The organism is Rhizobium sp. NZLR1, assembly GCF_017357385.1.
Lineage (GTDB): Bacteria > Pseudomonadota > Alphaproteobacteria > Rhizobiales > Rhizobiaceae > Rhizobium.
Map to the genome: position 1 here is coordinate 3,904,149 of NZ_CP071632.1, position 25,289 is coordinate 3,929,437.

Below are 25,289 nucleotides of genomic sequence, written 5' to 3' on the forward strand. Positions count from 1 at the left end.
AAAATGAACAAGTCTGTACCCACCACGCCCTATCTGGACCAGAAGCCCGGGACGTCGGGCCTGCGCAAGAAGGTTCCGGTGTTCCAGCAGCCGAACTATGCGGAGAACTTCATCCAGTCGATCTTCGATTCACTGGAAGGCTTTCAGGGCAAGTGCCTCGTCATCGGCGGCGACGGACGCTACTACAATCGCGAAGTCATCCAGAAGGCGATCAAGATGGCCGCCGCCAACGGCTTCGGCAAGGTCATGGTCGGCAAAGGCGGCATTCTGTCGACGCCGGCCGCCTCCCACATCATCCGCAAGTACAAGGCTTTCGGCGGCATCATTCTTTCCGCCAGCCACAATCCCGGCGGTCCGACCGAAGATTTCGGGATCAAATACAACATCAACAATGGCGGCCCGGCGCCGGAAAAGATCACCGACGCGATTTATGCACGCTCCAAGACGATCGACAGCTACAAGATCGCCGATTTCGCCGACGTCAATCTCGACCGCATCGGCAAGGACGAGCTTCCCGGCGGCACGATCCTGTCGGTCATCGACCCGGTCGAGGACTATGCCGCGCTGATGGAAGAGCTGTTCGATTTCGGCGCCATCCGCAACCTGATCAGCCTCGGCTTCCGCATTGCCTTCGATGGGATGAGCGCCGTCACCGGCCCCTATGCCAAGGAAATCTTCGAAAATCGCCTTGGCGCTCCCTTGGGATCGGTGCGCAACTTCATGCCGCTGCCGGATTTCGGCGGCCATCATCCGGACCCCAACCCGGTTCACTGCAAAGAACTCTTCGATGAGATGATGGGCGATGACGCGCCCGATTTCGGCGCCGCGTCCGATGGCGACGGCGACCGCAATCTGATTATCGGCCGCGGCATCTTCGTCACGCCCTCCGACAGCCTGGCGATTCTGGCCGCCAACGCCAATCTCGCTCCCGGCTATTCCGGCGGCCTTGCCGGCATCGCCCGCTCGATGCCGACATCGGGCGCGGCCGATCGTGTCGCTGAAAAGCGCGGCATCGGCATGTACGAAACGCCGACCGGATGGAAGTTCTTCGGCAACCTGCTCGACGCCGGCATGGCGACGATCTGCGGTGAGGAAAGCTCCGGCACCGGCTCCAGTCACGTCCGCGAAAAGGACGGCCTCTGGGCCGTGCTGCTGTGGCTGAACATTCTTGCCGTGCGCGGCGAGAGCGTCGCCGATATCGTCACCCAGCACTGGCAGACCTACGGCCGCAATTATTATTCGCGCCATGACTACGAAGGTCTCGACACCGATGCGGCGAACGGCCTTGTGGACAATCTCCGCAGCCAGCTTTCCACCCTGCCCGGCAAGAGCTTCGGCAGCCTGAAGGTCGAAAAGGCTGACGACTTCGCCTATCACGACCCTATCGACAAATCGGTGAGCGAGCATCAGGGTGTCCGCGTGCTCTTCGAAGGCGGCTCGCGCGTCGTCTTCCGCCTGTCCGGCACCGGCACGTCTGGCGCAACCTTGCGTGTCTATATCGAGCGCTACGAGCCGGATTCGACTCGCCACAACATCGAAACGCAGGAAGCGCTCGCCGATCTGATTGCGGCCGCCGAAAGCATTGCCAGCATTCGTGAACGCACGGGACGCGATGCGCCAACCGTGATCACCTGATCCGGGGGGAACATGCGGGGGAACAGTTCGGCGCAAAGCGGCGCGATCGTCTTCGAGACCGGCGTCGAATTTGGCGTGTGGTCGCATCATGCCGCACAAATCGAACTCTGCCTCTTCGAGGATGACGGCAACAGGGAGTTCGCGCGCTTGCCGATGGCGCGCGACAGCAACTACACCCACCGTCTCTTTGTCGACGGGCTGAAGGCGGGGGCTCGCTACGGCTATCGTGCCGACGGTATCTACGCCCCTGACAACGGCCTCTGGTACGATCCCTCCAAACTGCTGATCGATCCCTACGCCAAGGAAATCGATAGGCCGTTCCGCTACGATCCCCGCCTCGGCATCTATGGCGAGGATAGCCAGGATCTGATGCCGAAGGCGATCGTCACCACCGATACGCCTGCCGAAATCCGCAAGCCGCTCTTCAAACCGGGCGGCTTTATTTATGAAGTGGCGGTACGGCCCTTCACCATTCTCCATCCCGACGTGCCGGAGGCCGAGCGCGGCACGGTCGCTGCCCTTGCCCATCCCTCCGTCATCGCCCATCTGAAGCGGATCGGTGTCGATGCCGTCGAGCTGATGCCGATAACCGCCTGGATCGACGAACGCCACCTGCCGCCGCTCGGCCTCACCAATGGCTGGGGCTACAATCCCGTCGCCTTCATGGCGCTCGATCCGCGGCTCGCCCCCGGCGGCATGGCCGAGCTGCGCCAGACGGTCGCGGCCCTCCATGCCGAAGGCATCGCCGTCATCCTCGATCTCGTCTTCAACCATACCGGCGAGAGCGACCGTTACGGCGCGACGCTATCGCTGCGCGGTCTCGACAACCTGCATTATTATCGCCACGCCCACAGCAGCCCTAACGAGCTCGTCAACGACACCGGTACCGGCAATACGCTCGCCTGCGACCATCCAGAGGTCCGGCGTCTCATCATTGATAGCCTACGCCATTTCGTGTTGAACGCCGGCGTCGATGGCTTTCGCTTCGATCTTGCCCCGGTTCTCGGCCGCACCGCGACAGGCTTCGAGCGCGACGGCGGAACGCTTGCCGCGATCCTCGCCGACAAAGTGCTTGCCGACCGCATCATGATTGCCGAACCCTGGGATATCGGCCCGGGCGGTTATCAGCTCGGCAATTTCCCCAGCTCCTTCCTCGAATGGAACGATCGTGTTCGTGACGATCTGCGCTGCTACTGGCGCGGCGACGATTGGAAGACCGGCGCGCTGGCGACCGCACTCGCCGGCTCCTCCGACATCTTCTCCCGCAACGACGGCAGGCAGACGCGTAGCGTCAACTTCCTCGCCGCCCATGACGGCTTCACGCTGACAGATCTCGTCTCCTACGCCGGAAAGCACAATGACGCCAATGGCGAACACAATCGTGATGGCCACAACGAGAACCACTCGTGGAATGGCGGCGTCGAGGGAGAAACCGTCTATCCGACGATCCGCAAGCGCCGCCGGGACGATGTGACGGCGCTGATATCGACGCTGTTTGCCACCCGCGGCAGCATCATGCTGACGGCGGGCGACGAGGGCGGCCGCAGCCAGCACGGCAACAACAACGCCTTTTGCCAGGACAACGAGATCACCTGGCTGGATTGGAAGGCGCTGGACGAAGGTCTGGTCGCCCATACCGCCTTCGTCGCAGGCCTGCGTCGCCGCTTCACCGCCTTCTCCGAAACGGGATTGCTGTCAGGAAACGGCGATGTCGAATGGATTTCGCTCTCCGGCGAGCCGATGACGGTTGTCGAATGGGAGACGCCGTCGCTTTCCACGCTCGGCATGCTGCTGTCGACCGGCGACCGCTCCTTGCGCGGCAGGCAGACCCGGCTTGCCGTGCTTTTCAACCGTTCGGGGGATCGCCAATTTTTCACGCTGCCGTCCGGGGCCGAGCCGGGCTGGCGCCAGTTGACACCGGAGGGCGCGAAGAAAATCGGCGACCGCGCAACCGTCGAGCCGCGGTCCGTCGCCTTTTTCGTAGAAAATTGACCGCCGCCTCTCGCTTGCGCAAATCCTTGTCGCAATCGTCACAAATGCACGATAAGGCTTGGGCCGGCGGCTTGTTTCACGAGGAATTTATGGTCACGGAAATTTCACTCTCCGACGTGCGGGGATTGATCGGCATGGAAACGGGCCTTTCGGATTGGATCACCGTCGACCAGACGATGATCGACGCTTTTGCAGGGGCAACCGACGACCATCAGTTCATTCATGTGGATCCTGAGCGCGCGGCGGCGGAGAGCCCTTTCGGCGGCACCATCGCCCACGGTTTCCTGACGCTATCTCTGCTGTCGACGCTGAACTACAATTGCCTGCCGAAAGTGCGCGAGCAGACCATGGGCATCAATTACGGTTTCGATCGCGTCCGCTTCATGACGCCGGTGAAAAGCGGCGCCCGCGTCCGTGGTCGCTTCCTGCTTTCCGACGCCCGCTTCCGCGGCGCCGGCATGCTGATGACCACCTATGACGTTTCGATCGAAATCGAAAACGAGAAGAAGCCGGCGCTGACGGCAAAATGGATCACCATTATCCAATTCGACCCCAAGGACCGTCCCGAGGACGTTTGAGCGAAACGCGGCTTGTTACTCGGCCGAATTGCAGACGGCTTCGAGTGCGTGCCCGTCCGGATCCATCACGAACGCCGCATAATAGTGTTCGCCGTAGTGGGCGCGCAAGCCTGGACCACCATTGTCACCGCCGCCATGTGCGATTGCCGCGACATGGAACTGATCGACCGCCTGGCGGCTCGGGGCGGCAAAGGCCAGATGAAAACCCGGGCCGGCCGGACGCTGGCCATCCGGCCGATGTTTGATCGCCAGTTTGTCTCCGCCGCCGGGAAGGCCGTAGCCGACCGCCTGTCCCGTCTGCCCCGGCCTCATGTCATCCCAGACCCTGACATAGCCGAGGGCACCAAGGGCGGCATCGTAAAATGCCGCTGACCGCTCGATATCGGAAACGCCGAGGGAGGCATGGTGCAGCATTCACCTATCCCTTGAATGAGACTTACGAAGCCGGGATCCGTACGGGCTCAATGGCCGGCGTCATGAGCCGCCTCGTTGAGCAGCCCGAAGACGAAATCCGAAAACGACCGCCAGCACTCCACCCGGAACGTGTCTTCTTCCGTGCGCAGAAGCACGATCTCCGCCTTGCCGAGGATCGTGCGCGACGCGGCTCCGACCGGAAAAGAAGACAACGACAGATCTTGCGGGCAGCCGGCGGCAAGCGTCTTTTCCGCACCCGGCCCCGAGACGATGATCGCGAGATTGCGGTGAGAAACGTCGGTCGCCGAATGCACGGCGCCCACGCGCGAAAGCACTGTCATCAGATCGGCGCCGTCCTCGTCGATCACCAGCCATTCGTCTGGCCCGATCCAGAGCACCGATCGGGCGCCGGCCCGGACCGATGTTTTCGGGGCGGTCGGCACGGATAGACCGAGCGCCGAGGAAAGCGCGGCAAGCGATTCCGCCGGGGCGCGCAGCGCCACCCGGCTTGCAGTGGGTGCGGTCGTCAGCCGCACCGTTGCGGAACCGCCGAGACGGCCGGCAAGCGCCGGTTTGCGAATTGCAACATCAGCCATGGATGCGGCCTCCTTCCTTGTCAAAGAACACCATATCCGTCACTTCGACGGCGATCGTCCGGTCCGCCATCGGCACATAGAGCGTCTCGCCCATCCGCGCCCGGCCGCCGGCGACGAGCGCGAAGGCGATCGACCTGCCGCAATTATCCGACCAGTAGGCCGATGTGACGTGACCAAGCATGGTCATCGGCTTCGGCTCGTTCGGGCTTGCGACAATCTGCGCGCCTTCTTCGAGCACCAGCTTCGGGTCGTTGGTGATAAGGCCGACGAGCTGCTTGCGCCCATCCTTGACTAGGTCCGGCCGCTTCAGCCCGCGGATGCCGACAAAATCCGTCTTTTTCTTCGAGACCGCCCAAGAAAGTCCGGCGTCATCGGGAGTTACGGTCCCATCGGTATCCTGGCCGACGATGATGTAACCCTTCTCGGCGCGAAGCACATGCATCGTCTCGGTGCCGTAGACGCAGACGCCGAGCGGCTCGGCATTGGCCCAGACCGCTTCGAGCACCGACTGGCCGTAATCGGCCGGCACGTTGATTTCGAAGCCGGTTTCACCGGTGAAGGAGACGCGGAAAAGCCGTGCTGGCACGCCACAGACCGTGCACTCGGCAACGCTCATATGCGGGAAGGCTTCGTTCGAAAGATCGAGCCCCTCGACCAGCGGCGCGACGATGTCGCGCGCCTTCGGTCCCTGCACGGCAATGACAGCCCATTGCTCGGTCACCGAGGTCAGCCATACCTTCAGATCCGGGAATTCCGTCTGCAGATAATCTTCCATGTGATGGAGAACGCGCGGCGCACCGCCTGTCGTCGTCGTCACATGGAAACGGTCGTCTGCCAGCCGTCCGACGACGCCGTCGTCATAAACGAAGCCGTCTTCGCGGGTCATGATGCCGTAGCGGGCCTTGCCGGGCTTCAGCGTGTCCCAGGCATTGGTATAGATGAGGTTGAGGAACTTCGCCGCATCCGGCCCCACCACCTCGATCTTGCCGAGCGTCGAGGCATCGAAGATGCCTGCCGCCTCGCGTGCCGTCCGGCATTCGCGGCCGACCGCCTCATGCATGGTCTCGCCCGCCCGCGGATAGAACCAGGCGCGCTTCCAGTTGCCGACATCCTCGAAGACCGCGCCGTGGGCTTCTTCCCAGTCGTGCAGCGGCGTCTTGCGCGTCGGATCGAACAGCTCTCCGCGCGAATGGCCGATCAGCGTGCCGTAGGTGACCGGTGTATAGGGCGCACGGAAAGTGGTGAGCCCGACTTGCGGGATTTCCTTGCCAAGCATTTCGGCGGCGATCGCCAGGCCGTGCATGTTGGAGAGCTTGCCCTGGTCGGAGGCCATGCCGTTGGTCGTGAAGCGCTTGATATGCTCGATCGAATGCATGCCCTCGCGCACGGCAAGGCGGATATCCTTGGCGCAGACGTCGTGCTGGAAATCGATGAAGGCCTTGGCATTGGTCTTCGGTCCGGCGCCTTCGGCAGCGCCGATCATGCCGCCTGTCCAGTCATAGGCCTGCTCGGCCGAAATTGCGATCTTCTCGCCGCTGCTTCCGCCGGTGGCCTGCGCCATCAGCTCGCCGGCGGCAAGCGATTCTTCGATCGTCCGCTGCAGGTCGTCGGTGCCGTTGCAGGCGCCGACCGAGAGGCAGTCCTGCGCATAGGAGCCGGGCAGGAAACGTTGGCTTTCGGCATCGAAGGCCACTTTGCCGCGCGACTGCGAAAACATATGCACCGACGGCGTCCAGCCGGCCGAAACCAGCAGCGCATCGACCGCGATCTTGCGCGGCGAACCACCGCCGTTGCGCGCCACCGTCATCGATGAGATGCGCAGCCGTCCCGACGTGTTGACGACCGACTGGCCGGCCAGAACATCGATGCCGAGCGCTCGCGCCTCTTCCAGCACCGCCGCTCCCGGCGCCTGCCTGCTATCGACGATGGCGGCGATCGACACACCGGATCGTTTCAGATCGAAAGCGGCCTCATAGGCCGAATCATGCGCCGTGTAGATGCCGACCTTGGTCCCGACGGCGACGCCGTAGTGATTGAGATACATCCGCCCCGCCGAGGCCAGCATGATGCCCGGCCGGTCGTTGTTCGGAAATACCATGTGCCGCTCGATCGCGCCGGTGGCCAGGATCACCCGCTTGGCCCGGACCTGCCATAACCGCTCGCGCGGCAGATCGCGGGAAGGCTTGGCGATATGATCGGTGACGCGCTCGGCAAGACCGACGAAATTGTGGTTGTAGTAGCCGAAGGCGGTCGTGCGGACCAGCACTTCGACATTGTCCATAGCCTTCAGGCGAGTCACGGCCTTCTGCGCCCAGCTATTGCCGTCCTGTCCGTCGATCGTCACGCCGGTATCGTAACGCAACGCCCCGCCCGCTTCCGCCTGCTCGTCGCACAGGATCACCCTGGCGCCGCTCTCGGCAGCGGCCAGCGCCGCTGAAAGCCCGGCAAGGCCGGCGCCAACCACCAGCACGTCGCAATGGGCATAGCGGCTGGCATAATGATCGGGATCCTCTTCCGTCGGCGCGACGCCGAGACCAGCGGCGCGACGAATGATCGGTTCGTAGACATGTTTCCAGGCGGCACGCGGCCACATGAAGGTCTTGTAGTAGAAACCGGCGGCGAAGAACGGCGACATCAGGTTGTTGACCGCGCCGACGTCGAAGGCAAGCGACGGCCAACGGTTCTGCGAGGTGACGATCATGCCGTCGAAAACTTCCTGCACGGTGGCGCGCACGTTCGGCTGCTTGCGCGCCGTATCGCGGGCAACGTCGATCAGCGCATTCGGCTCCTCGGCCCCTGCCGACAGAATGCCGCGGGCCCGGTGATATTTGAACGAACGGCCGACGAGATGCACACCGTTGGCGATCAGCGCCGAGGCGACGGTATCGCCTTCGAGCGCCGTATAGGTCTTGCCGTCGAAGCTGAAGCGCGCTGTTTTGGCCGGTGTCAGGCGCCCCTTGCCGACGATACGGTTCACGCCGCTCATTGCGCCTCTCCTTCCACGGCTTCATATGTCTCGACAGGCGCATGCTGCTGGGCCGCCGCACCGATCTCAGGCTTCGGTTCACCCGCCTTGTAAGTCACGATGAACTTGTCGCTCACCGTATCGCGCGCCGCGTTGAAGAAGCGCCCGCAGCCATGGATGTGCCGCCAGCGTTCGAAGATCAGCCCCTTCGGATTGTCGCGCATAAAGAAATAGGCCTCGAACTCCTCGTCCGAGATCGAGGCGATATCGGCGGGCCGCACGATATGCGCGTCACCGGCACCGCGGAACTCAAGCTCCGAGCGCTCTTCCTGACAGTAAGGGCAATGGATCAGCAGCATGTGTGATTTCCTTCTCCTCCCCTTCTCCCCAGCGGGAAGAAGGTGCCTGAAAGGCGGATGAGGGGGTGAGCGACGAAAGGAGCGAGCATCCGAGTGGGAAGCGAGGATGGCACGCCCCACAAAATCTCAGTCATGATATTCGTCATCAGTGCGCCACCGCCGCCGCCGCCGCCTCGTCGATCAGCCGGCCACTGCGGAAACGCTCCAGTGTCAGCCCGGCATTGAATTTGTGCGGCTCATCGCGAGCAATCAGATGCGCGAAGAGATTGGCCGAGCCCGGCGTCGCTTTGAACCCGCCGGTTCCCCAGCCGCAATTGACGTAGAGCCCGGGAACAGGCGTCTTCGACTGGATCGCCGAACGATCCGGCGTATTGTCGACGATGCCGCCCCATTGCCGCATCATCTTGACGCGGCGGAACATCGGGAAAAGCTCGCAGATGGCGTCGAGCGTGTGGGTGATGATCTGCAAGCCGCCGGTCTGTGAATAGGAATTATACTGGTCGGTGCCGGCACCGATGACGAGCTCTCCCTTGTCGGACTGGGAGATATAGGCATGCACCGTGTTCGACATGACGACACACGGAAAGATCGGCTTCAACGGCTCGGAGACCAGGGCCTGCAGCGGGCTCGATTGCAGCGGCACGCGTACATCGGCCATCTTCATGATTGTCGTCGTATGGCCGGCCGCCGACACGGCGACTTTCTTGGCGCCGATGAAGCCGCGCGAGGTCTCGACCCCGGTCACGCGCCCATCGGGGCCGCGGCGGATGCCGGTCACTTCGCAATTCTGGATGATGTGCACCCCGCGGTCTGAGGCTGCGCGCGCATAACCCCAGGCGACCGCGTCGTGCCGCGCCGTGCCGCCGCGCCGCTGCAGCGCTGCCCCGTTGATCGGATAACGTGCGCTGGCCGAGATATCGAGCGGCGGACAATAGGCCTTCGCCTGCTCCGGCGTCAGCCATTCATTGTCGATGCCGTAGAGCCGGTTGGCATGGATATGCCGCTTGAACGACTGCTGGTCGTGAATATTGTGCGAGAGCATCATCACGCCGCGCGGCGAATACATCACGTTGTAGTTGAGCTCCTGGGAAAGCCCTTCCCAGAGCTTCATCGAATGCTCGTAAATGTGCATGCTCTCTTCGTAGAGATAATTCGAGCGGATAATGGTGGTGTTGCGCCCGGTATTGCCGCCGCCGAGCCAGCCTTTCTCGATCACCGCCACATTGGTGATGCCGTGCTCCTTGGCGAGATAGTAGGCAGCACCCAGCCCGTGGCCGCCGGCGCCGATGATGATGACATCATATTCGGCGCGCGGCTCCGGCGAAGTCCACTGCTTCTCCCAGCCCTTGTGGCCACGAAGGGCCTCCCTCGCCACGGCAAAAACCGAATATTTCCGCATCCGCCTTCTTCTCCTTCAGGAAAGGGCTGTTCTCCGCGCCCATACAAATCGCAAATCCAAATGCGGCACAACGGTTGTTTTGCGACGCGCGAGAGCTTTGCTTTTGACACTAAGCGACATGATGCCGAAAACGGCGCGGTTTTCAGACGACATCGTGCGCTGCTTGCGAAAGCCGTTCGGCGGGATAAGGCAAAGCTGACCTTTCCTCGGCCAGCCGCCCGGTCCTAGCCCAAGTGGGCGAGAAGACAACCAGTTACTAAAATGTTAATTCACCTTATGTTTCCGGGGTTCCTGTATCATGTGGGGTCGGCGTTCATTACTCCAGGCGTTTTGCATTGTGGTTGTTGGCGCGCAACCGGCACTCGCCGCCGAGCCGGTCGGCCAAGCTGTCGTCATCAAGACGGAGGTGACGGGAGAGAGCGGCCCGATCGAAGTCGACACCAGCGTCCATCGCAACGAACGCATCAAGACATCCCCATCGGGACTTGGCCAGTTCCTGTTCCGTGACGGCACGAAGCTCGCAGTGGGCTGGGGCTCGTCGGTCGTGATCGACAAATATGTCTTCGATGATTCCCAATCGGTCAAGAAACTGACCATCAGAGCGGCAAAGGGTACGTTCCGCTGGGTGAGCGGCAGTTCCAACTCCTCAGCCTACCAGATCCTGACGCCCGCCGGCACGATCGGGGTGCGCGGCACCGCTTTCGATTTCTACGTCGGCCCTGATGGCACGACCGCCGTCGTCCTGTTGAATGGCGCGGCTCGGTTTTGCGGCCCGGGCGGCTGCCGGCAGTTGCAGCAACGCTGCGATTGCGTGGTGGCCAAGCCGAACGGCAATATGTCGGCGGCACGCCGGGTCGATCCCAGCATTCTCGATACGCTCGGAAATCCCCGCGCGCTCCCCTTTCTCTCCGGCAATCAGCGGCTTTCAGGCGGCATCGGCATGATCGGCGGCTGCAATATGGCGTCAGCCGCGCCGGAAAGAAAAGACAGAAAACCGCCTCCGCCGGCGATTGCGCCAGTTCCCAAAAGGCAGGATCCGCCGCAGAGGCAGGCCGAGCCGCAGAAGGAGCGGCCGAACAAGCCGGACAAGCCGCATCACGACAAGCCAGATCATGACAGGCCAGATCACGACAGGCCGCATCATGACAGGCCCGATCGTCCCGACAAGCATGATGGTCATGATGATCACGACCGGCCCGGGAACCACGACCAGCATCACGGGAATGACCAGGATCATCAAGGACACGACCGCGATGGCAATCACGATGGCGATCACGATTACGACAGGGATCGGCATCACGACGGGGGCTGGGGTTTCAATCGCAACCGCTGACCCGTTCAGTCGGCCGCGCTCTTCTCGAACCGATCACTCACCTCGCGAAAATGATCGGTCCTGCCGGATACCCGCCGATAGAATTCCGCCAGGCCGTCGATCACCCCCGCCGCCCTGAGCTTTGCTGCGCCGACAAGCTTGCGGGTGTTCTTCGAATGCGCAAGCAGGGCCTGCATCAGCTGCTGGTGGGCGACAACAAGGGCTGAAAATTCGGCCGATGTGGCAACGCGTTCGTCGCCGACAACGGCAAGGATCTGCGTTCGGATGCTCTTTCCTTTGAGCGGAATGGCGCCAGCCTCGATCAGCGCCATTCCCTGCACCGACCTTGCCGTGCTGTCGGATATCAGAATGTCGAAGCCGACTTCCTTGCAGCATGATTCCAGCCGCGCCGCGACGTTGACGGCATCACCGACCGCCGAATAGTTGAAGCGCGTTTTGGCGCCCATATTGCCGACGCAGGCGAGGCCGGTGTGGATGCCGATGCCGATCCCGACCTGTTGTCCGGGTCCGAAGCCGAAAGCGTCGCCGGCGTTCAACTCGGCCAGGGTTTCACGCATGGCAAGCGCTGCGCGGACCGCCTTGGTTTGATGATCGGCCACATCGATGGGCGCATTCCAGAACGCCATGATCGAATCGCCGATGAACTTGTCGAGCGTACCTTCATTGGCCACCACATGGCGGCTCAGCGCATCGAGCAACGTGTTCAGGAATGCGACGACATCCGTCGGTGCCAGCCGCTCGCTGATCTCGGTGAAGTTCCTGACATCGACGAACATGACCGTCAGTTCACGGTCGTCGCCGCCGAGGCGCAATGCATCGCGGGTATGCTCGATGCGATGGAGCAGCGATGGCGAAAGATAATGCCCGAAGGCGCGCCGCACCGCCCGCCGTTCCCGGTCGATCACCAGGATCCGGAATGAGGTCGCGGCAAAATGGATGATTGATCCGCTGACAATCGGCGCCAGCGGATCGAAAAGAAGCCCCGCATAAAGAAACGACACCCAGGATGCCACGAGCGCCATTGCCGTAATCAACAGGCCGCAGATCAGCGCGACGGCCGGGCTGACGAAGGTCGTCACCACGACGAGAAGGCATCCGAGCACCGCGATGACAAGGATTTCCAGCCCGTCCGCCCAGTCGGGCCGCGACAGGAAATGGCCGGAGAGGATCTGCTCGACGGCCTGCGCATGCAGCGAAACGCCAGGAACGTTCTCGCCGAGCGCCGTGACGCGGATGTCCTGGAGCCCGGCCGCCGATGTGCCGACGAAGACGATGCTGCCGTTAATGGCAGCCGCGACCTCGGGAGAAGCCCCTTCGGCCGCAAGCATCTGCCGGGCGGATATGTACCGCTCAGCCCGGTCGGGGCTGACATAAAGCCAGAGTTCGCCCGCCGCCGTCAGCGGCACGACGAAATCGCCGATCTTCGCCGATGTCATAATGCCGGCGCGATCGGGCGCGCCTGATAGCACATAGGTCGACGCCCCCTGGGCGACGCGCAGGGCCTCGATGGCGAGATTTGGATAGAGCTGCTCGCCGTCGGTCAGGAACAGCGGAACCGCCCGCACCACCGGCGAGGGGTTGCCGGGGTTGAGGCTGATATGGCCGAGCCCCGCCGCATTGGCCTCCAATTGCGGCCTGAGCGGCGTCGAGGCGCCGAGATAGGGAGGAGCCGAGACAGGGCTTTCGCCTGTGAAGGCGAAACCCGCCTTCACAGGCGGCCGATAATGGCCCTCGTTGGAAAGGCCGAAGCCGAGTACGACGGGCTTGCCGGCAATCGAGCGGGCGAATATTTCGTCATTATCAGGCAGTTTCTCGGCAAGGGAAGGATCGACGCCTGCAACCTCGCTGACAACATTGCGCGGCGACAGCCGGTCCGGCTCGGCGAAAAGAATATCGAAGGCGATGGCCGAAGCGCCCATCTGCGAAAGCCGGTCCACCAGCAGGGCCAAACGGTCCCGCGGCCATGGCCATTGACCGAATTCCCGTAACGAGGCCTCGTCGATGTCGATCACGCGGACCGGCATCGGCTCGAAGGTCCTCGGAACCAGACGCTGATATTCGTCGAAAGTCACGCCGCGGATCAGCTTGAAAATCGCGGGATCGCCTGCCCGCAGGATCGTCAGCAGAGCCACGATCGCCAGGCCGATAGCGACACCGATTTGCTGGACGCGCGTCATGATCTCACCGGGTGTTCCCTCGACGGCCGGCAGAACGGCTCGCACCTGCCGATAGGCTACGCCGCTTTCGGTCCAAATGCCATTCGCGCATGCATCCGGGTAAACGATCGCCTCCGGGCCAGGACCGCTCTCATGGAGGAGATCGCCGCGCTGGACGAAGTCGCGCCAGAGCCGGATCTTGACCTGATAGGGCAAGCGGGATTTTTCCACCCCGCTTCCCATATCCATCTGGACTTCCTAAACCCGATCTGCTATCTGGCATGACCAATCGCAAGGCTGCGGCCGCGCGAACGTTATATTTTTGCCCCTGGCGCTGCGCCGCCGCCGGCATCAACCAACCAAAGGAACGTGATTCTCGTGCAGGTACTTGTCCGCGATAACAATGTTGATCAGGCTCTCCGCGTTCTCAAGAAGAAGATGCAGCGCGAAGGCGTTTTCCGCGAAATGAAGATGCGTGACTACTACGAGAAGCCGTCGCAGAAGCGTGCTCGCGAAAAGGCCGAGGCTGTTCGTCGCGTTCGCAAGCTGGCCCGTAAGCGCGCCCAGCGCGAAGGTCTGGTCGCACACTGAGCGTTGCCGTCGTTTTTTCGACGTTTTCAGATGCATTGTGGCGGGGGCGATGGGTTCGCCGCCGCCTTTTTTAGTTTGCCGCTGAAGATCGCATATCCGCGCACCGGATATGCCGCATGGGGAAATCGAGCCCGAATGGCTGTCAACACCTTCAATCCGTCCCGCGCTTTGCGCTTGCAGAAAACCGCATTCCTGCCCGCTTTGGCGCTAGCGGCAATGTTCGCCCTCGCCGGCTGCGAGACGACCAATACCTCGGATGCGGTGATCCGCATCGACAAGGCGCAGGGCTCGGAAGAGAATATCGCCTCGCTGACGGCGGTTATCAACGCCAATCCCAAGGATCCCGAAGGCTACAATGTCCGTGGCTCCGCCTATGGCCGCGCCGGCCAGTTCCGTCCGGCTCTGAATGATTTCAATACGGCGCTGCAGATCAATCCACGGTTTTTCCAGGCCTACGCCAATCGTGCCCTCGTCTATCGCAACATGGGTCAGCAGGCCCAGGCGATCGGCGATTACAATGCCGCGTTGCAGATCAATCCGAGCTATGACGTCGCCTATATCGGCCGCGGCAATGTCTACCGCACGGCCGGCCAGGATGATCAGGCCTTCAACGATTTCGACAAGGCGATCCAGCTTGGCACCACCGATGGCCGTGCCTATCACAATCGTGGCCTGATCTATCAGAAGCGCAATCAGCAGGATAAGGCGATCGACGATTTCTCGAAGGCGATCTCGCTCGCGCCGAATTCGCCCGAGCCCTATAATGGCCGCGGCATTTCCTACATCGCACTGAACGACAACGACAACGCCTTTGCCGATTTCAACCACGCGATCGAGCTTAACGGCAACATTGCCGAATCCTGGGCCAACCAGGCGCTCGTCTACGAACGCCGCGGCGACAAGGCGAAGGCCACCCGGTCCTATCGTCACGCCGTCGGCCTCGATCCGAAGTACCAGCCAGCTCGCGACGGTCTCGCCCGCGTCGGTGCTTCCGCCGGCTAAGGACATCAGCTGGGCGGCGGGCAAATCGGCCGCCGCAGGGCTCGTCGTCCTCGATGACATATCATAGTATGTTGCAACCTGCTCTTGCTCCCCCTAACATGGCGCTGCTTCGATAGCCTGCTATCGGGTGTTCGAAACTTATTGAGGGCGGCTTGCGAGAGATGCGGATCTTTGCTTTCCTGACCGCTCGCGAACTCTGTTGTCTTTCGCCAGCGCATGAGATGTGGCGCAACAGATGAAGATCGTCGCGCTGTTCTTTCCCAAAGCCTCGATCGGCACTTACCTCGTCGCCATGGCGGTGGCGATCGCCCTGCCGATCTTCGCCTTTGTGACGCTGCTTCTGCTGCAGCTGGAAGACAACCAGCGTTCGACGCTGAGACGCGAGACGGCCCAGGATGCACTCGCCCTTTCGCGGATCATCGACCGTCAGCTTCAGGACATGGCGACGACGCTGCGGCTGCTTTCGAGCTCACCGGAGCTCGAAAACGGTAATCTTGCCGCCTTCCACGAGCGCACGGAAACCGCCCTCCGAGACAATACGCTGTTCGTCATCGCCGTCGACCGCACCGGCCAGCAACTCCTGAACACGCGCCGAGCCTTCGGCACGCCACTCGGCGAGGTAGCGAACATCACCGCCCTCCAGTCGGTCATGACCTCCGGCCGAATCGAGGCTTCCGACGTCTTTCGCGGCCGCATCAGCGGCGACTGGGTGTATAACGTCACCTTGCCGCGGGCGAACGATCCCGTCGCAGCCCTCATCATCACCCAGGATGCCAAGGATCTGAGCAAGCTCGTGACAACCGAGGGCCTTGCTCCCGGCTGGTCGGCCGCTGTCATCGATCAAAGCGGCCACGTGGTCGCCGCCACCGGCCCGGCCAATCTCGAACCCGGCACGCCCTTCGATCCGCGCATCCTGCCGGCGTTCACCGCTCCACGCGGCGTCTTCCAGGACGAGGCGATCCTGCCACACATGCTGCTCGGTTATGCCAGGATTCCCGGCTGGTCGTGGAAAACGGTGATCTGGGGACCGATCGCTCAGGCGTCGATCCTCAGCACCTGGCGTTTCCTCATCATCGGCGGCGTGGCCCTTCTGCTGGTCGCCGTGCTCGGCGCCTATGCCGTCGCACGGCAGGTGCGCACCACCATCCGCGATATTGCCGGAATGGCGAACCGCATGGGCGAAGGCCATATCGTCTCGCCGGTCGAAACCAGCGTCATCGAGGCGAACCAGGTAGCGATCGCCCTGTCGAACGCCTCCTTCGATCGCAGTCAAAACGAGGACCGGCTGCGCTTCGTTATGCACGAGCTTGTCCACCGCACCAAGAACCTTTTGACGCTAGCCCAGGCAATGATGCGCCAGCTCGCCAAACAAGCCGACAGCGTCGAGACCTTCCAGGCCGCCGTCGCCGACCGCCTCGAGGGGCTGGTGCGTTCGATCGAGCTCCTGACCAGCGAGCAATGGGGAGGCGTGTCGCTGCGGCGGGTGGTCGACATCCACCTGCAGGCCTTCCCGCAATCGCGCGAACAGATCGAAATCACAGGAAAAGATTTCATCCTGAAGCCGGATGCCGTTCAGAACCTTGGTCTTGCCCTGCATGAACTTGCCACCAATTCGGTGAAATACGGTGCGCTATCCGTCCCGCAAGGCCGTGTCCGCTTCGAATGGCGCGATGTCGCGGAGGAAGACAAGCCGGATGCCCTGCTCCGCTTCAGTTGGGAGGAGCGCGGCGGCCCGCCGGTCGTAGAGCCATCGCGCTCTGGCTTCGGCACGACCGTTATCAAGGCCCATGCCGCCTCCGCCTTCCGCGGCACGGTGCAGGTCGATTTTCGGCCCGAAGGCCTGTTATGGGTGCTGACGGCACAGCGTGGCACGCTGGAGCGGGAATAAGCTAGGAACATTCGCCACCTCTACCCGTTTCGAACAGGTCATTCCCAAGGAGAAAGACCATGTTCAAACAAACGATGATCACAGCGGTGGCTCTGGCGGCCGCTGCCTGGGCAAGCCCGGCGGGCGCGGAAAATTATGTCGCGCTTGGCCGTTTGATCTGTGGATCGGATGGCGGTCAAGGTCTGATCGTCACCTCGCAGAAGAACCTCATCTGCACCTATACCCCGGCATCAGGCGGCGCCAAGGCGGTCTACGCAGGCAAGATCGAGAAATTCGGCATCGATCTCGGCCAGACCGGCAAGACCGTGATGATCTGGCAGGTACTGGCAAAGACCGGCACGGATATGCCGCAATTCGCGCTGGCCGGCGAATATTACGGGGTCGGCGCCGATGCGAGCATCGGAGCTGGCGGCGGCGCCAAGGTGATCGCCGGCGGCACCAACAAGGCTTTCATGCTGCAGCCACTGAATGTTCAGGCCCAGGAAGGACTGAACCTCGCCATCGGCGTCGAGAAGATAACGTTGGTGCCGGGTGAAACCTGAGCGAAGCGGCCGCGTTCGAGCTGAGCGGCTGTATCTGCGTCATCCATGCGCGATCGCCTTGTTGATATCCTCGGTCATCTTCTTCGCGTCACCGAGCAGCATCATCGTCCCGTCCTTGTAGAACAGCGTATTGTCGATGCCGGCATAGCCTGAACCGAGCGAGCGCTTGACGAACAGGCAGGTCTTTGCCCGGTCGACGTCGAGGATCGGCATGCCGTAGATCGGCGAGGTCTTGTCGTCGCGCGCCGCCGGATTGGTGACGTCGTTGGCGCCGATGACGTAGGCGACGTCAGCCTGGGCGAATTCCGAGTTGATGTCCTCGAGCTCGAAGACTTCATCATAGGGAACATTCGCTTCGGCAAGCAGCACGTTCATATGACCGGGCATGCGGCCCGCGACCGGGTGGATCGCATATTTCACCTCGACGCCGTTCTTCTTGAGATTGTCGGCGAGTTCTCGTAGCGCATGCTGGGCCTGGGCGACCGCCATGCCATAGCCCGGCACGATGATGACCTTCGATGCATTCGCCATCAGATAGGCGGCATCCTCGGCCGAGCCGAGCTTGACCGTCTTGTCCGATGTGTCGGGCCCGCCCGATGCCATCTCACCGCCGAAACCGCCGAGGATGACCGAGACGAAGGAGCGGTTCATGCCCTTGCACATGATGTAGGAGAGGATCGCCCCGGAGGAACCGACGAGCGCGCCGGTGATGATCAGCGCCAGATTGCCCAGCGTGAAGCCGATGCCAGCCGCAGCCCACCCCGAATAGGAATTGAGCATCGAAACGACGACGGGCATATCGGCGCCGCCGATCGGCACGATCAGCAGAACGCCGAGCGCCAGCGACAGCGCCACCACGGCCCAGAAGTCGAAATGGCTCTCGGTGGCGGCAAGCCCGATGATGAAGAGCACGATCAGCACGAGCAGGCTCGCATTGATCACATGCCGGTAGGGCAACAGGATCGGCTTGCCGGACATGCGTCCGTCGAGCTTCAGGAAGGCGATGATCGAACCGGTGAAGGTCAGCGCCCCGATCGCCACGCCGAGCGCCATTTCGACCCGCGCTTCGGTGTGGATGTAGCCGATCTCGCCGATACCGAAGGAGGCAGGGGTATAGAGCGCCGAAGCCGCGACCAGCACGGCGGCCAGACCGACCAGCGAATGGAAGCCGGCGACGAGCTGCGGCATCGAGGTCATGGCGATGGTGCGGGCGATATAGGCGCCGACGCTGCCGCCGATGGCAAGTCCAAGGACGATCAGCACGAAGCCGCCGAAATTCGGCGTGGCCAGCACCAGCGTCGTCAGGATGGCGATCGCCATGCCGATCATGCCGTAGAGATTGCCCTTACGGCTGGTGGCCGGATGCGACAAGCCGCGCAACGCCAGGATGAAGAGAACGCCGGAGACGAGATAGAGGAAAGCTGCGATATTGGTCATCAGATCCTCACCGGTCCTTCTTGCGGTACATCGAGAGCATCCGCTGCGTCACGAGGAAGCCGCCGAAGATGTTTACCGAGACGAGCACGAGGGCGACGAAGCCGAAGCCGGTCGCAAGTCCGCTTGTGGAGATGCCGACCGCCAGAAGCGCGCCGACGACGATGACGGAGGAGATCGCATTGGTGACGGCCATCAGCGGCGTATGCAGCGCCGGCGTCACCGACCACACAACGTAGTAACCGACAAAGATCGACAAGACGAAGATCGCCAGCTGAAAGACGAACGGATCGATTGCCCCGCCGGTCGCAGCACTTGCCGCTTCCGGTGCGTGGGCGGCTGCCGTGACGACGGCAGTCACCGCCTGGTCGAGCTGCTCCAGCGCTCTGTCCATTGCTTCACTGGCCATCAGAGATCTCCCTTCTTCGCGCCGCCGAAGGCGGGATGAACCACGTCGCCGGCATAGGTCAGCATCGTCGCCTTGACGAGTTCATCGTCGAGGTTGACGACGACGCTCCTGCTTTCCTTGTTGACCATGGTCTCGAGGAAGGTCGCGAGGTTCTTGGCGTAGAGCGCCGAGGCGCTGGCCGCAACGCGGCCCGGCATGTTGGCGAAACCGATCACCCTGACGCCGTCGACATCGGCAATCTCGCCGGCAACGACGCCCTCGATATTGCCGCCGCGCTCGACTGCGAGGTCGACGGCGATCGCGCCCGGTTTCATTGCTGCGAGCATGGCGCGCGAAACCAGCCGCGGCGCCGCGCGACCCGGGATCAACGCGGTAGTAATGACGATATCCTGCTTGGCGATATGTTCGGCCACGAGTGCGGCCTGCTTCGCCTGATAGTCGGCGGACATTTCCTTGGCATAGCCGCCGGCCGTCTCCGCCGCCTTGAACTCCTCGTCCTCGACAGCGATGAACTTGGCGCCGAGCGAGGCAACCTGCTCCTTGGCGGCCGGGCGGACGTCGGTGGCCGAGACCGCCGCGCCGAGGCGCCGCGCCGTCGCAATCGCCTGAAGACCCGCAACGCCGGCGCCCATGACGAAGACCTTGGCGGCCGGCACGGTGCCGGCAGCCGTCATCATCATCGGCATGGCGCGGTCATAGACCGCCGCCGCCTCGATGACCGCCTGGTAGCCGGCGAGATTGGCCTGGGATGAAAGCACGTCCATGGACTGGGCGCGGGTAATGCGCGGCATCAGCTCCATCGCGAAGGCCGAAAGTCCGGCACTTGCCAGAGCTGCGATGGCTTCGTCATTGCCATAGGGATCCATGATGGCGATGACCACGGCGCCACTTTTATAGCCTGCGATTTCGTGTTCGCTCGGGCGGCGCACCTTCAGCACGACGTCGGCCGAGGCAGCATCGGCAAAACTGCCGATCCTGGCGCCAGCTGCCTCGAACTCTCCGTCCGGAATGCGCGAAGCCGCACCGGCACCGGCTTCGACGACAACGTCAAAGCCGAAACTCTTCATTTTTTTCACGGTCTCGGCGGAGGCCGCGACACGCGTCTCCTCGCCCACAATTTCCCTTGCAACGAAAACGATATTGCCCAACTGCCCCCTCCTCCGGGTCAGCCGGACCGCCGCAGGCTTTCCTGCGCGGGCCAAGCACCTAAAGCATGTCGTCGTGCAAAACTATACGGCGCTTTGCGATAACGACATGCGCAAAAATAACGACCTGAAGCGCGTGGAGCGGATCTGAAAGATCGCGACGCGCTTTAGTCACAAAGTTTCGGAGAAGCCCCTCCTCCCCTTGCTGCGATCAGCGGAACAGGAAGATGCCAATGGCGAGAAGAATGATGAAGACGAAGAGGCCGCCAAGGAGGCCGGCGCCGCCGAAGAAACCGGCGGTCATCGCAAGCAGGAGGCAGATGAGAAGCATCGAGCCGTATTTCGCGGCAGCAATGAACATGTCGTAGGTGTTTTCATGTTCCTTGTAATCCATCGGCGCGCCGGTCTCGACCGGTCCGGTATGATGTTCGGCCATAAATATCGTCTCCCTGAAATGCCTCTGCGCTGCCTGATTCCCCCGCCCCGCGAGGGAAGTCCCTGCCTGCAGGAATTACACAATGACAGGCGAAAGCGCAATGCATGAGAATGCCGCAGCTAATGCATGTCGCCGGGAAGTGTGCAGCGGTTCCGGGACAACGACATGCATAAAACAAAGGCTTAAAGCGCGTCGCATGAATCAAATTTGATACGACGCGCTTTAGGCTTCAAAACCAGCTATTTCCAGGCGGCAAAAGCATGAGGGGCGACGACTGCGGATATTGTTGCCGCCCTCATTGTTCTCACTCAGATGCTAGCCCGGTGAGAGAAGAAGAAATCAGAGCGGCAGGTCGGTGCCGAGTTCGCCTTGCGGCACGAAGCGCGCCGTCGGAATGATGGTGAGCGGCGGCAATGTGTCGTTGGGATTGCGCGAAAACATCATGCGTTGCTCGCTGGCGCTGGAGATGAAGAAGGGGTAGCGCGTCAACAGCTTGCGCCCGACCTCGATCACATTCGTCGCCATCAACGTCACGTCAACCCCGTAACTCTCCGCCAGTCGGCCCGGCACAATGGTATCGGCATAGAAAACCCGCTTATAGAAGGCGGCATGTGGGGGCCGGACGGACTGAAGAACGCGGTCCGCCCTGAAATACGCTGCCGCAACGATGGTCGGCCGCAGCGTCAGATAGGGAACCCAGGGCAGATCGGCGGTGAGCTCGGGATCGGCCGCGAAACGCGCGGGGTCGATCAAGGTCAGCCCGGCGTCCAAAAGCTCATCCATCGCCTCGGGAAAGGCCTCTCCGGACCGACTGATACGGTGCTCGGGTGTCACATAATGAACCCGGATGGTGCTGACCAATTCCCCATAATAATACAGGCCGAAGATATAGGCATGGCTGTCGAAATCGACATCATCCAATAGGCCTCCCGGGGCAAGCGACAGCGCGTCGTGGGCCTTGTAGGCCTTGTAGCGCAGGCGTTCCACCTGCTCCATGTCTTCGCTGCTTTCGACGCGGCGATACTCGACATGATCCAAAACTTCCAAAATTTTCGCGCTGAAATCGCTACGCTTGAACAGTGTCTCTGACATTTTCTCGATCCGCTCGTTAACGGATCATTAATCATATGCCGGCGAGATTTAGGCAAGAAAATCCGATAATTCGGGCCGTTTATAAAGTATTAAGGTTAACGGCGCGGAGGATTGTCAGCGGAAAAGCGGCCGTAGCAGAGCGCTCAGGCGACCTTGTTGCGCCGACGCTGAACGGGGCGGCGGCCGATGCCCTGCTGCAATAGCGGGATATTCTGGGAAGGCACCGGCTGAGAGAAAACATAGCCTTGCACCAGATCAGTGCTGCGGTGCTTGTTGAGCAGAGCGAGCTGCTCTTCGGTCTCGACCCCCTCGATGACGATCTTCAGCCCCAGTTCGCGGGCGAGATGGACCGTACCGCGCAGGAGCTTGTGGCGGCGGTTATCCTCGACGATGTTGCGGACGAAGGAGCGGTCGATCTTGACGATATCAAGCGGCAGCGTGTCGAGATAGCTGAGGCTGGAGAAGCCAGTCCCGAAATCATCGATCGCGATGGTGATGCCGCGGGCCCTGAGCTCCGCCAGAATGGCGCGCACCGCCGCCGGCTCGTCGATCAGGCAGCTTTCGGTGACCTCGAGATGCAGCCGCGCCGAATCGAGGCCGGAATGGGCAAGCGCATCGGCGACGACCTGGAGAATGTCGGCATCCCTGAGGTCCCGCGCCGAAAGGTTGACCGAGACGGCAATATGGTCCGGCCAGTTCATGCATTCGCTGCATGCCTTGAACAGGACGAAGCGGGTGATGTCCGAGATGATGCCCATATCCTCGGCGAGCCGGATGAAGACATCGGGCGGGATCAAGCCCTTCTCCGGATGCACCCAGCGCGCCAACGCCTCGGCGCATTCGATCCGCGAACCATCGGCCCGGAACATCGGCTGGAAGACGAGATGCAGCGCCTGCGCCGAAACCGCATCGCGCAGATCCGCCTTCAGCTTCTGCTGCTCGATATAGCGGCCATCCATCTCCCGCTCGAAGCCTGATATGCCGCCCTTGAAGCGCGACTTGCTTTCGAACAGGGCAAGATCCGCCTTGACGCTCCATTCGTCCATCGCGAACGCGGTACTTTCGAGGATCGCGTAGCCGGCGCTGAGCGAGACGAGGAAGGTCAGCTCATCGACCTCGTAATGACCCTGGATCGCGGCGTGCACGCGGCGGATCTCGACGTCGAGCAAGGCCGGGTCCTTCGCGTGCGGGAAGAACAGGATGAACTGGTCGCCCATCAGCCGGCCGAGAATGGCGTTGCCGGAGGCCTGCTTGACGCGTGCGGCGATAGCGCAGAGCAGATGATCGCCGGTGATATGGCCGCGCATGTCGTTGACATGTTTGAATTCGTCGATATCGAGAACCATGAAGCCGAGCGGCCCGGACTTCCTTTGATGTTTGGCGAGATAGTCCTGCACCAGCTGCCCGAAATATTCCCGGTTCGGCAGGCCGGTCAGCGCATCGAAGCGGACCATGTGCATGATCTTCTGCTCCGCCTTCACGCGGCTCGAAACGTCCTCGAAAATCAGTACGGCGCCGCCGTCAGCCCTTCGGCTGGCAGAGAATTCCAGAGACAGGCCCTCGGGAAAATGAATGAGGGTGCGCGACAGGTTGCCTTCGGCGACCTGGGTGAGCTGGCGCAGGATGAGCTCCGGCTGCGAGGCGTCCATGAAACTGTAGCGCGCGCCGTAACGCAGGACGGCGCCGAGGTCGCGGTCCTTCAGCCGCTCCGGCGCGCCTATCTTCAGAAGCTCGCAGGCCTTGCGATTGACGACCTGGATACGGTTTTCGGCATCGACCATGACCAGGCCATGCGGCATGTTGTTGAGCGCTGTATCGAAGCGGTCGGCGATGATGGTGATTTCCCGGCGCGCGATGACATTCTCATAAAGGAACTCGCGCACACCGTTCGCCATGGCTCGCGTCGTCAGCCAGAAGGGAATGAGGAAGATCGACAGCAGGCCGCGATATAAATCCATAGCCAGCAGGCTGCAGACGATCATCGGCAGGCAGCAGAAGAACGTCTGGAGATCGACTGCGAAGCGTGAGCCGTAGTTGCGGCCGACGACGGAAACCATGGTCGCCATGGTGACGGAAATGCAGGCAAGTTCGGCAAAGGAATCGTGCACGACGAAGATGGCGTAGCCGCTGGCAAAGCCAAGCAGGGCGGTGGTGCAAGCCCCACTGGCGACCAGAATCCGCTCCCAGCGCTCGATTCCGGCATGCGACAAGCTCTCCTTGTCGACACGATCGAACCGTCGGAAGATGGCCATGCGAACGCTGAAAACCAGAAGAAAGGCAACCGACAGCGGAATATAGACGGAGGATTGCGTTTTGGCGGCCACGGCAAGGCACGTAGCAATATGCACGATCACGCCAACAAAAAGCGTCATGCGGTTCCCGGACAGGGAACTCACAAACGACAGATAGACATCTAAAGGGACCCTGTTCGGGTTATCTGGCTTCATCCACACTTTCCCTGTGCGCGGGAATTCTAAGCCCAACCCTTTAAAAATTGATTTCAATGGAATCAAACATTTGGTCAAATTTTCTAAAACCACAGGATGAACAGCACAGCCTACGCGCGTTATTGCAGCCTTATGGCGAGATTATTGAAATATTCGTCCACGCCTGGGTTGTTGAAATATTCGGCGGTCATATCGGCCAACCGGCGCATCTAAGACTATACTCCAACGCCAGGCATTTATCCTTCCAATTTCAAAGGCCGTGGTCTACATCGATTGCAAGAGGGAAAACTGCTGGAAAACCGGCAGGACAAGAACAAGGGGAGGCGAATGTCGGTATTCCTGGCCGCCAGTCGGCTGATCGACCGGGTCAGCCGCGTCATGGGCAAAATTTCCGAATATATGGTGCTGCTCTGCTGTCTGATCAGCGCCGGAAACGCCATCGTCCGTTATGCCTTCAACTACAGTTCGAACGGCTGGCTTGAGATTCAATGGTATCTCTTCGCCTTCGTCGTCATGCTCGGCGCCTCGCATGCGCTGCGCAACAACGAGCATGTCCGCGTCGATCTGATCTATGGTTCGGTTTCCGACAAGGCGAAGATCTGGATCGACATCGTCGGCCTGATCCTCTTCCTCATCCCCGTCTGCGTCTTCCTCACCTGGGTCTGCTGGCCCTTCTTTGCGCTTTCTTACCAACAGGGAGAAATCTCGGGCAATGCCGGCGGGCTGATCCGCTGGCCCGTCAAGCTGGTGCTCGTCGCCGGTTTCGCGCTGCTTTCCCTTCAGGGCGTTTCCGAACTGATCAAGCGGATCGCAGCCATTACCGGCCATATCAGCATCGACATGACCTACGAAAAGCCGCTGCAGTAACGCGGGCTG

21 protein-coding genes are annotated in these 25,289 nt (G+C 61.7%); 9 read left to right on the forward strand and 12 right to left on the reverse strand.

The genetic code is table 11. The features are described 5' to 3' along the window. Positions 1-3 precede the first annotated feature (3 nt). The 3 genes from J3O30_RS19240 (at position 4) to J3O30_RS19250 (ending at position 4,205) form a co-directional block, all read left to right on the forward strand. Positions 4-1,635, forward strand: coding sequence for an alpha-D-glucose phosphate-specific phosphoglucomutase (locus J3O30_RS19240; RefSeq protein ID WP_207581794.1), 1,632 nt, complete (start codon positions 4-6; stop codon positions 1,633-1,635). 12 nt (positions 1,636-1,647) lie between these two features. After that, positions 1,648-3,627 (forward strand): glycogen debranching protein GlgX, encoded by a 1,980-nt coding sequence (gene glgX / locus J3O30_RS19245; RefSeq protein WP_207581795.1) that lies wholly within the window; start codon positions 1,648-1,650, stop codon positions 3,625-3,627. Between the two features lie 89 nt (positions 3,628-3,716). After that, entirely contained in the window at positions 3,717-4,205 is a 489-nt protein-coding gene (locus J3O30_RS19250; RefSeq protein WP_207581796.1) for a MaoC family dehydratase, read from the forward strand. 15 nt (positions 4,206-4,220) lie between these two features. Here J3O30_RS19250 and J3O30_RS19255 read toward each other — a convergent pair whose 3' ends face one another. The 5 genes from J3O30_RS19255 to J3O30_RS19275 all read right to left on the reverse strand — a co-directional run bounded on the left by J3O30_RS19255 (position 4,221) and on the right by J3O30_RS19275 (position 9,938). Further along, positions 4,221-4,619 carry a VOC family protein gene (locus J3O30_RS19255; RefSeq protein WP_207581797.1) on the reverse strand — a complete coding sequence of 133 codons (399 nt, stop codon included), beginning with the start codon at positions 4,617-4,619 and terminating at the stop codon, positions 4,221-4,223. Positions 4,620-4,666: 47 nt separating this feature from the next. After that, entirely contained in the window at positions 4,667-5,215 is a 549-nt protein-coding gene (locus J3O30_RS19260; RefSeq protein WP_207581798.1) for a sarcosine oxidase subunit gamma, read from the reverse strand. Further along, a complete protein-coding gene (locus tag J3O30_RS19265) occupies positions 5,208-8,201 on the reverse strand; it encodes a sarcosine oxidase subunit alpha (protein WP_207581799.1) in 2,994 nt (997 codons plus the stop codon). Before J3O30_RS19265 ends, J3O30_RS19260 begins: the two co-directional genes overlap by 8 nt. Continuing rightward, on the reverse strand, positions 8,198-8,539 hold the full coding sequence (locus tag J3O30_RS19270; protein WP_207581800.1) for a sarcosine oxidase subunit delta: 342 nt from the start codon (positions 8,537-8,539) through the stop codon (positions 8,198-8,200). Before J3O30_RS19270 ends, J3O30_RS19265 begins: the two co-directional genes overlap by 4 nt. A 145-nt stretch (positions 8,540-8,684) precedes the next feature. Next, complete coding sequence (locus J3O30_RS19275) at positions 8,685-9,938, reverse strand: sarcosine oxidase subunit beta family protein (protein WP_207581801.1); 1,254 nt, start codon at positions 9,936-9,938, stop codon at positions 8,685-8,687. Positions 9,939-10,236: 298 nt separating this feature from the next. Here J3O30_RS19275 and J3O30_RS19280 point away from each other — a divergent pair, with 298 nt between their 5' ends. Further along, positions 10,237-11,271 (forward strand): FecR domain-containing protein, encoded by a 1,035-nt coding sequence (locus J3O30_RS19280; protein WP_207581802.1) that lies wholly within the window; start codon positions 10,237-10,239, stop codon positions 11,269-11,271. A 5-nt stretch (positions 11,272-11,276) separates the two neighbouring features. Here J3O30_RS19280 and J3O30_RS19285 read toward each other — a convergent pair whose 3' ends face one another. Beyond that, positions 11,277-13,448 (reverse strand): adenylate/guanylate cyclase domain-containing protein, encoded by a 2,172-nt coding sequence (locus J3O30_RS19285; protein WP_207584376.1) that lies wholly within the window; start codon positions 13,446-13,448, stop codon positions 11,277-11,279. Positions 13,449-13,805: 357 nt separating this feature from the next. On the opposite strand from J3O30_RS19285, the gene rpsU reads away from it, so the two are divergent. The 4 genes from rpsU (at position 13,806) to J3O30_RS19305 (ending at position 17,450) form a co-directional block, all read left to right on the forward strand. Further along, positions 13,806-14,018, forward strand: a complete 213-nt coding sequence (rpsU, locus tag J3O30_RS19290; protein WP_207581803.1) for a 30S ribosomal protein S21 — start codon at positions 13,806-13,808, stop codon at positions 14,016-14,018. 135 nt (positions 14,019-14,153) lie between these two features. Continuing rightward, complete coding sequence (locus tag J3O30_RS19295; protein ID WP_207581804.1) at positions 14,154-15,020, forward strand: tetratricopeptide repeat protein; 867 nt, start codon at positions 14,154-14,156, stop codon at positions 15,018-15,020. A gap of 235 nt (positions 15,021-15,255) precedes the next feature. Continuing rightward, on the forward strand, positions 15,256-16,908 hold the full coding sequence (locus J3O30_RS19300) for a sensor histidine kinase (RefSeq protein ID WP_207581805.1): 1,653 nt from the start codon (positions 15,256-15,258) through the stop codon (positions 16,906-16,908). A 59-nt stretch (positions 16,909-16,967) separates the two neighbouring features. Next, the gene (locus tag J3O30_RS19305) at positions 16,968-17,450 is read left to right on the forward strand and encodes a DUF992 domain-containing protein (RefSeq protein ID WP_207581806.1); all 483 of its coding nucleotides are present in this window, start codon (positions 16,968-16,970) and stop codon (positions 17,448-17,450) included. A gap of 39 nt (positions 17,451-17,489) precedes the next feature. Here J3O30_RS19305 and J3O30_RS19310 read toward each other — a convergent pair whose 3' ends face one another. The 6 genes from J3O30_RS19310 to J3O30_RS19335 all read right to left on the reverse strand — a co-directional run bounded on the left by J3O30_RS19310 (position 17,490) and on the right by J3O30_RS19335 (position 24,413). Next, entirely contained in the window at positions 17,490-18,887 is a 1,398-nt protein-coding gene (locus tag J3O30_RS19310) for an NAD(P)(+) transhydrogenase (Re/Si-specific) subunit beta (protein ID WP_207581807.1), read from the reverse strand. Positions 18,888-18,894: 7 nt separating this feature from the next. Next, positions 18,895-19,293: a proton-translocating transhydrogenase family protein gene (locus J3O30_RS19315; protein WP_007631757.1), complete on the reverse strand. Its 399-nt coding sequence runs from the start codon at positions 19,291-19,293 to the stop codon at positions 18,895-18,897. Continuing rightward, positions 19,293-20,441 (reverse strand): Re/Si-specific NAD(P)(+) transhydrogenase subunit alpha, encoded by a 1,149-nt coding sequence (locus tag J3O30_RS19320; RefSeq protein WP_207581808.1) that lies wholly within the window; start codon positions 20,439-20,441, stop codon positions 19,293-19,295. Before J3O30_RS19320 ends, J3O30_RS19315 begins: the two co-directional genes overlap by 1 nt. Positions 20,442-20,649: 208 nt before the next feature. Then, positions 20,650-20,874 (reverse strand): aa3-type cytochrome c oxidase subunit IV, encoded by a 225-nt coding sequence (locus J3O30_RS19325; RefSeq protein ID WP_007631760.1) that lies wholly within the window; start codon positions 20,872-20,874, stop codon positions 20,650-20,652. Positions 20,875-21,213: 339 nt separating this feature from the next. Next, on the reverse strand, positions 21,214-21,966 hold the full coding sequence (locus J3O30_RS19330; RefSeq protein ID WP_207581809.1) for a hypothetical protein: 753 nt from the start codon (positions 21,964-21,966) through the stop codon (positions 21,214-21,216). 143 nt (positions 21,967-22,109) lie between these two features. Next, entirely contained in the window at positions 22,110-24,413 is a 2,304-nt protein-coding gene (locus tag J3O30_RS19335; protein WP_207581810.1) for an EAL domain-containing protein, read from the reverse strand. A gap of 327 nt (positions 24,414-24,740) precedes the next feature. Here J3O30_RS19335 and J3O30_RS19340 point away from each other — a divergent pair, with 327 nt between their 5' ends. Continuing rightward, positions 24,741-25,280, forward strand: coding sequence for a TRAP transporter small permease subunit (locus tag J3O30_RS19340; protein WP_207581811.1), 540 nt, complete (start codon positions 24,741-24,743; stop codon positions 25,278-25,280). Positions 25,281-25,289: the final 9 nt, after the last annotated feature.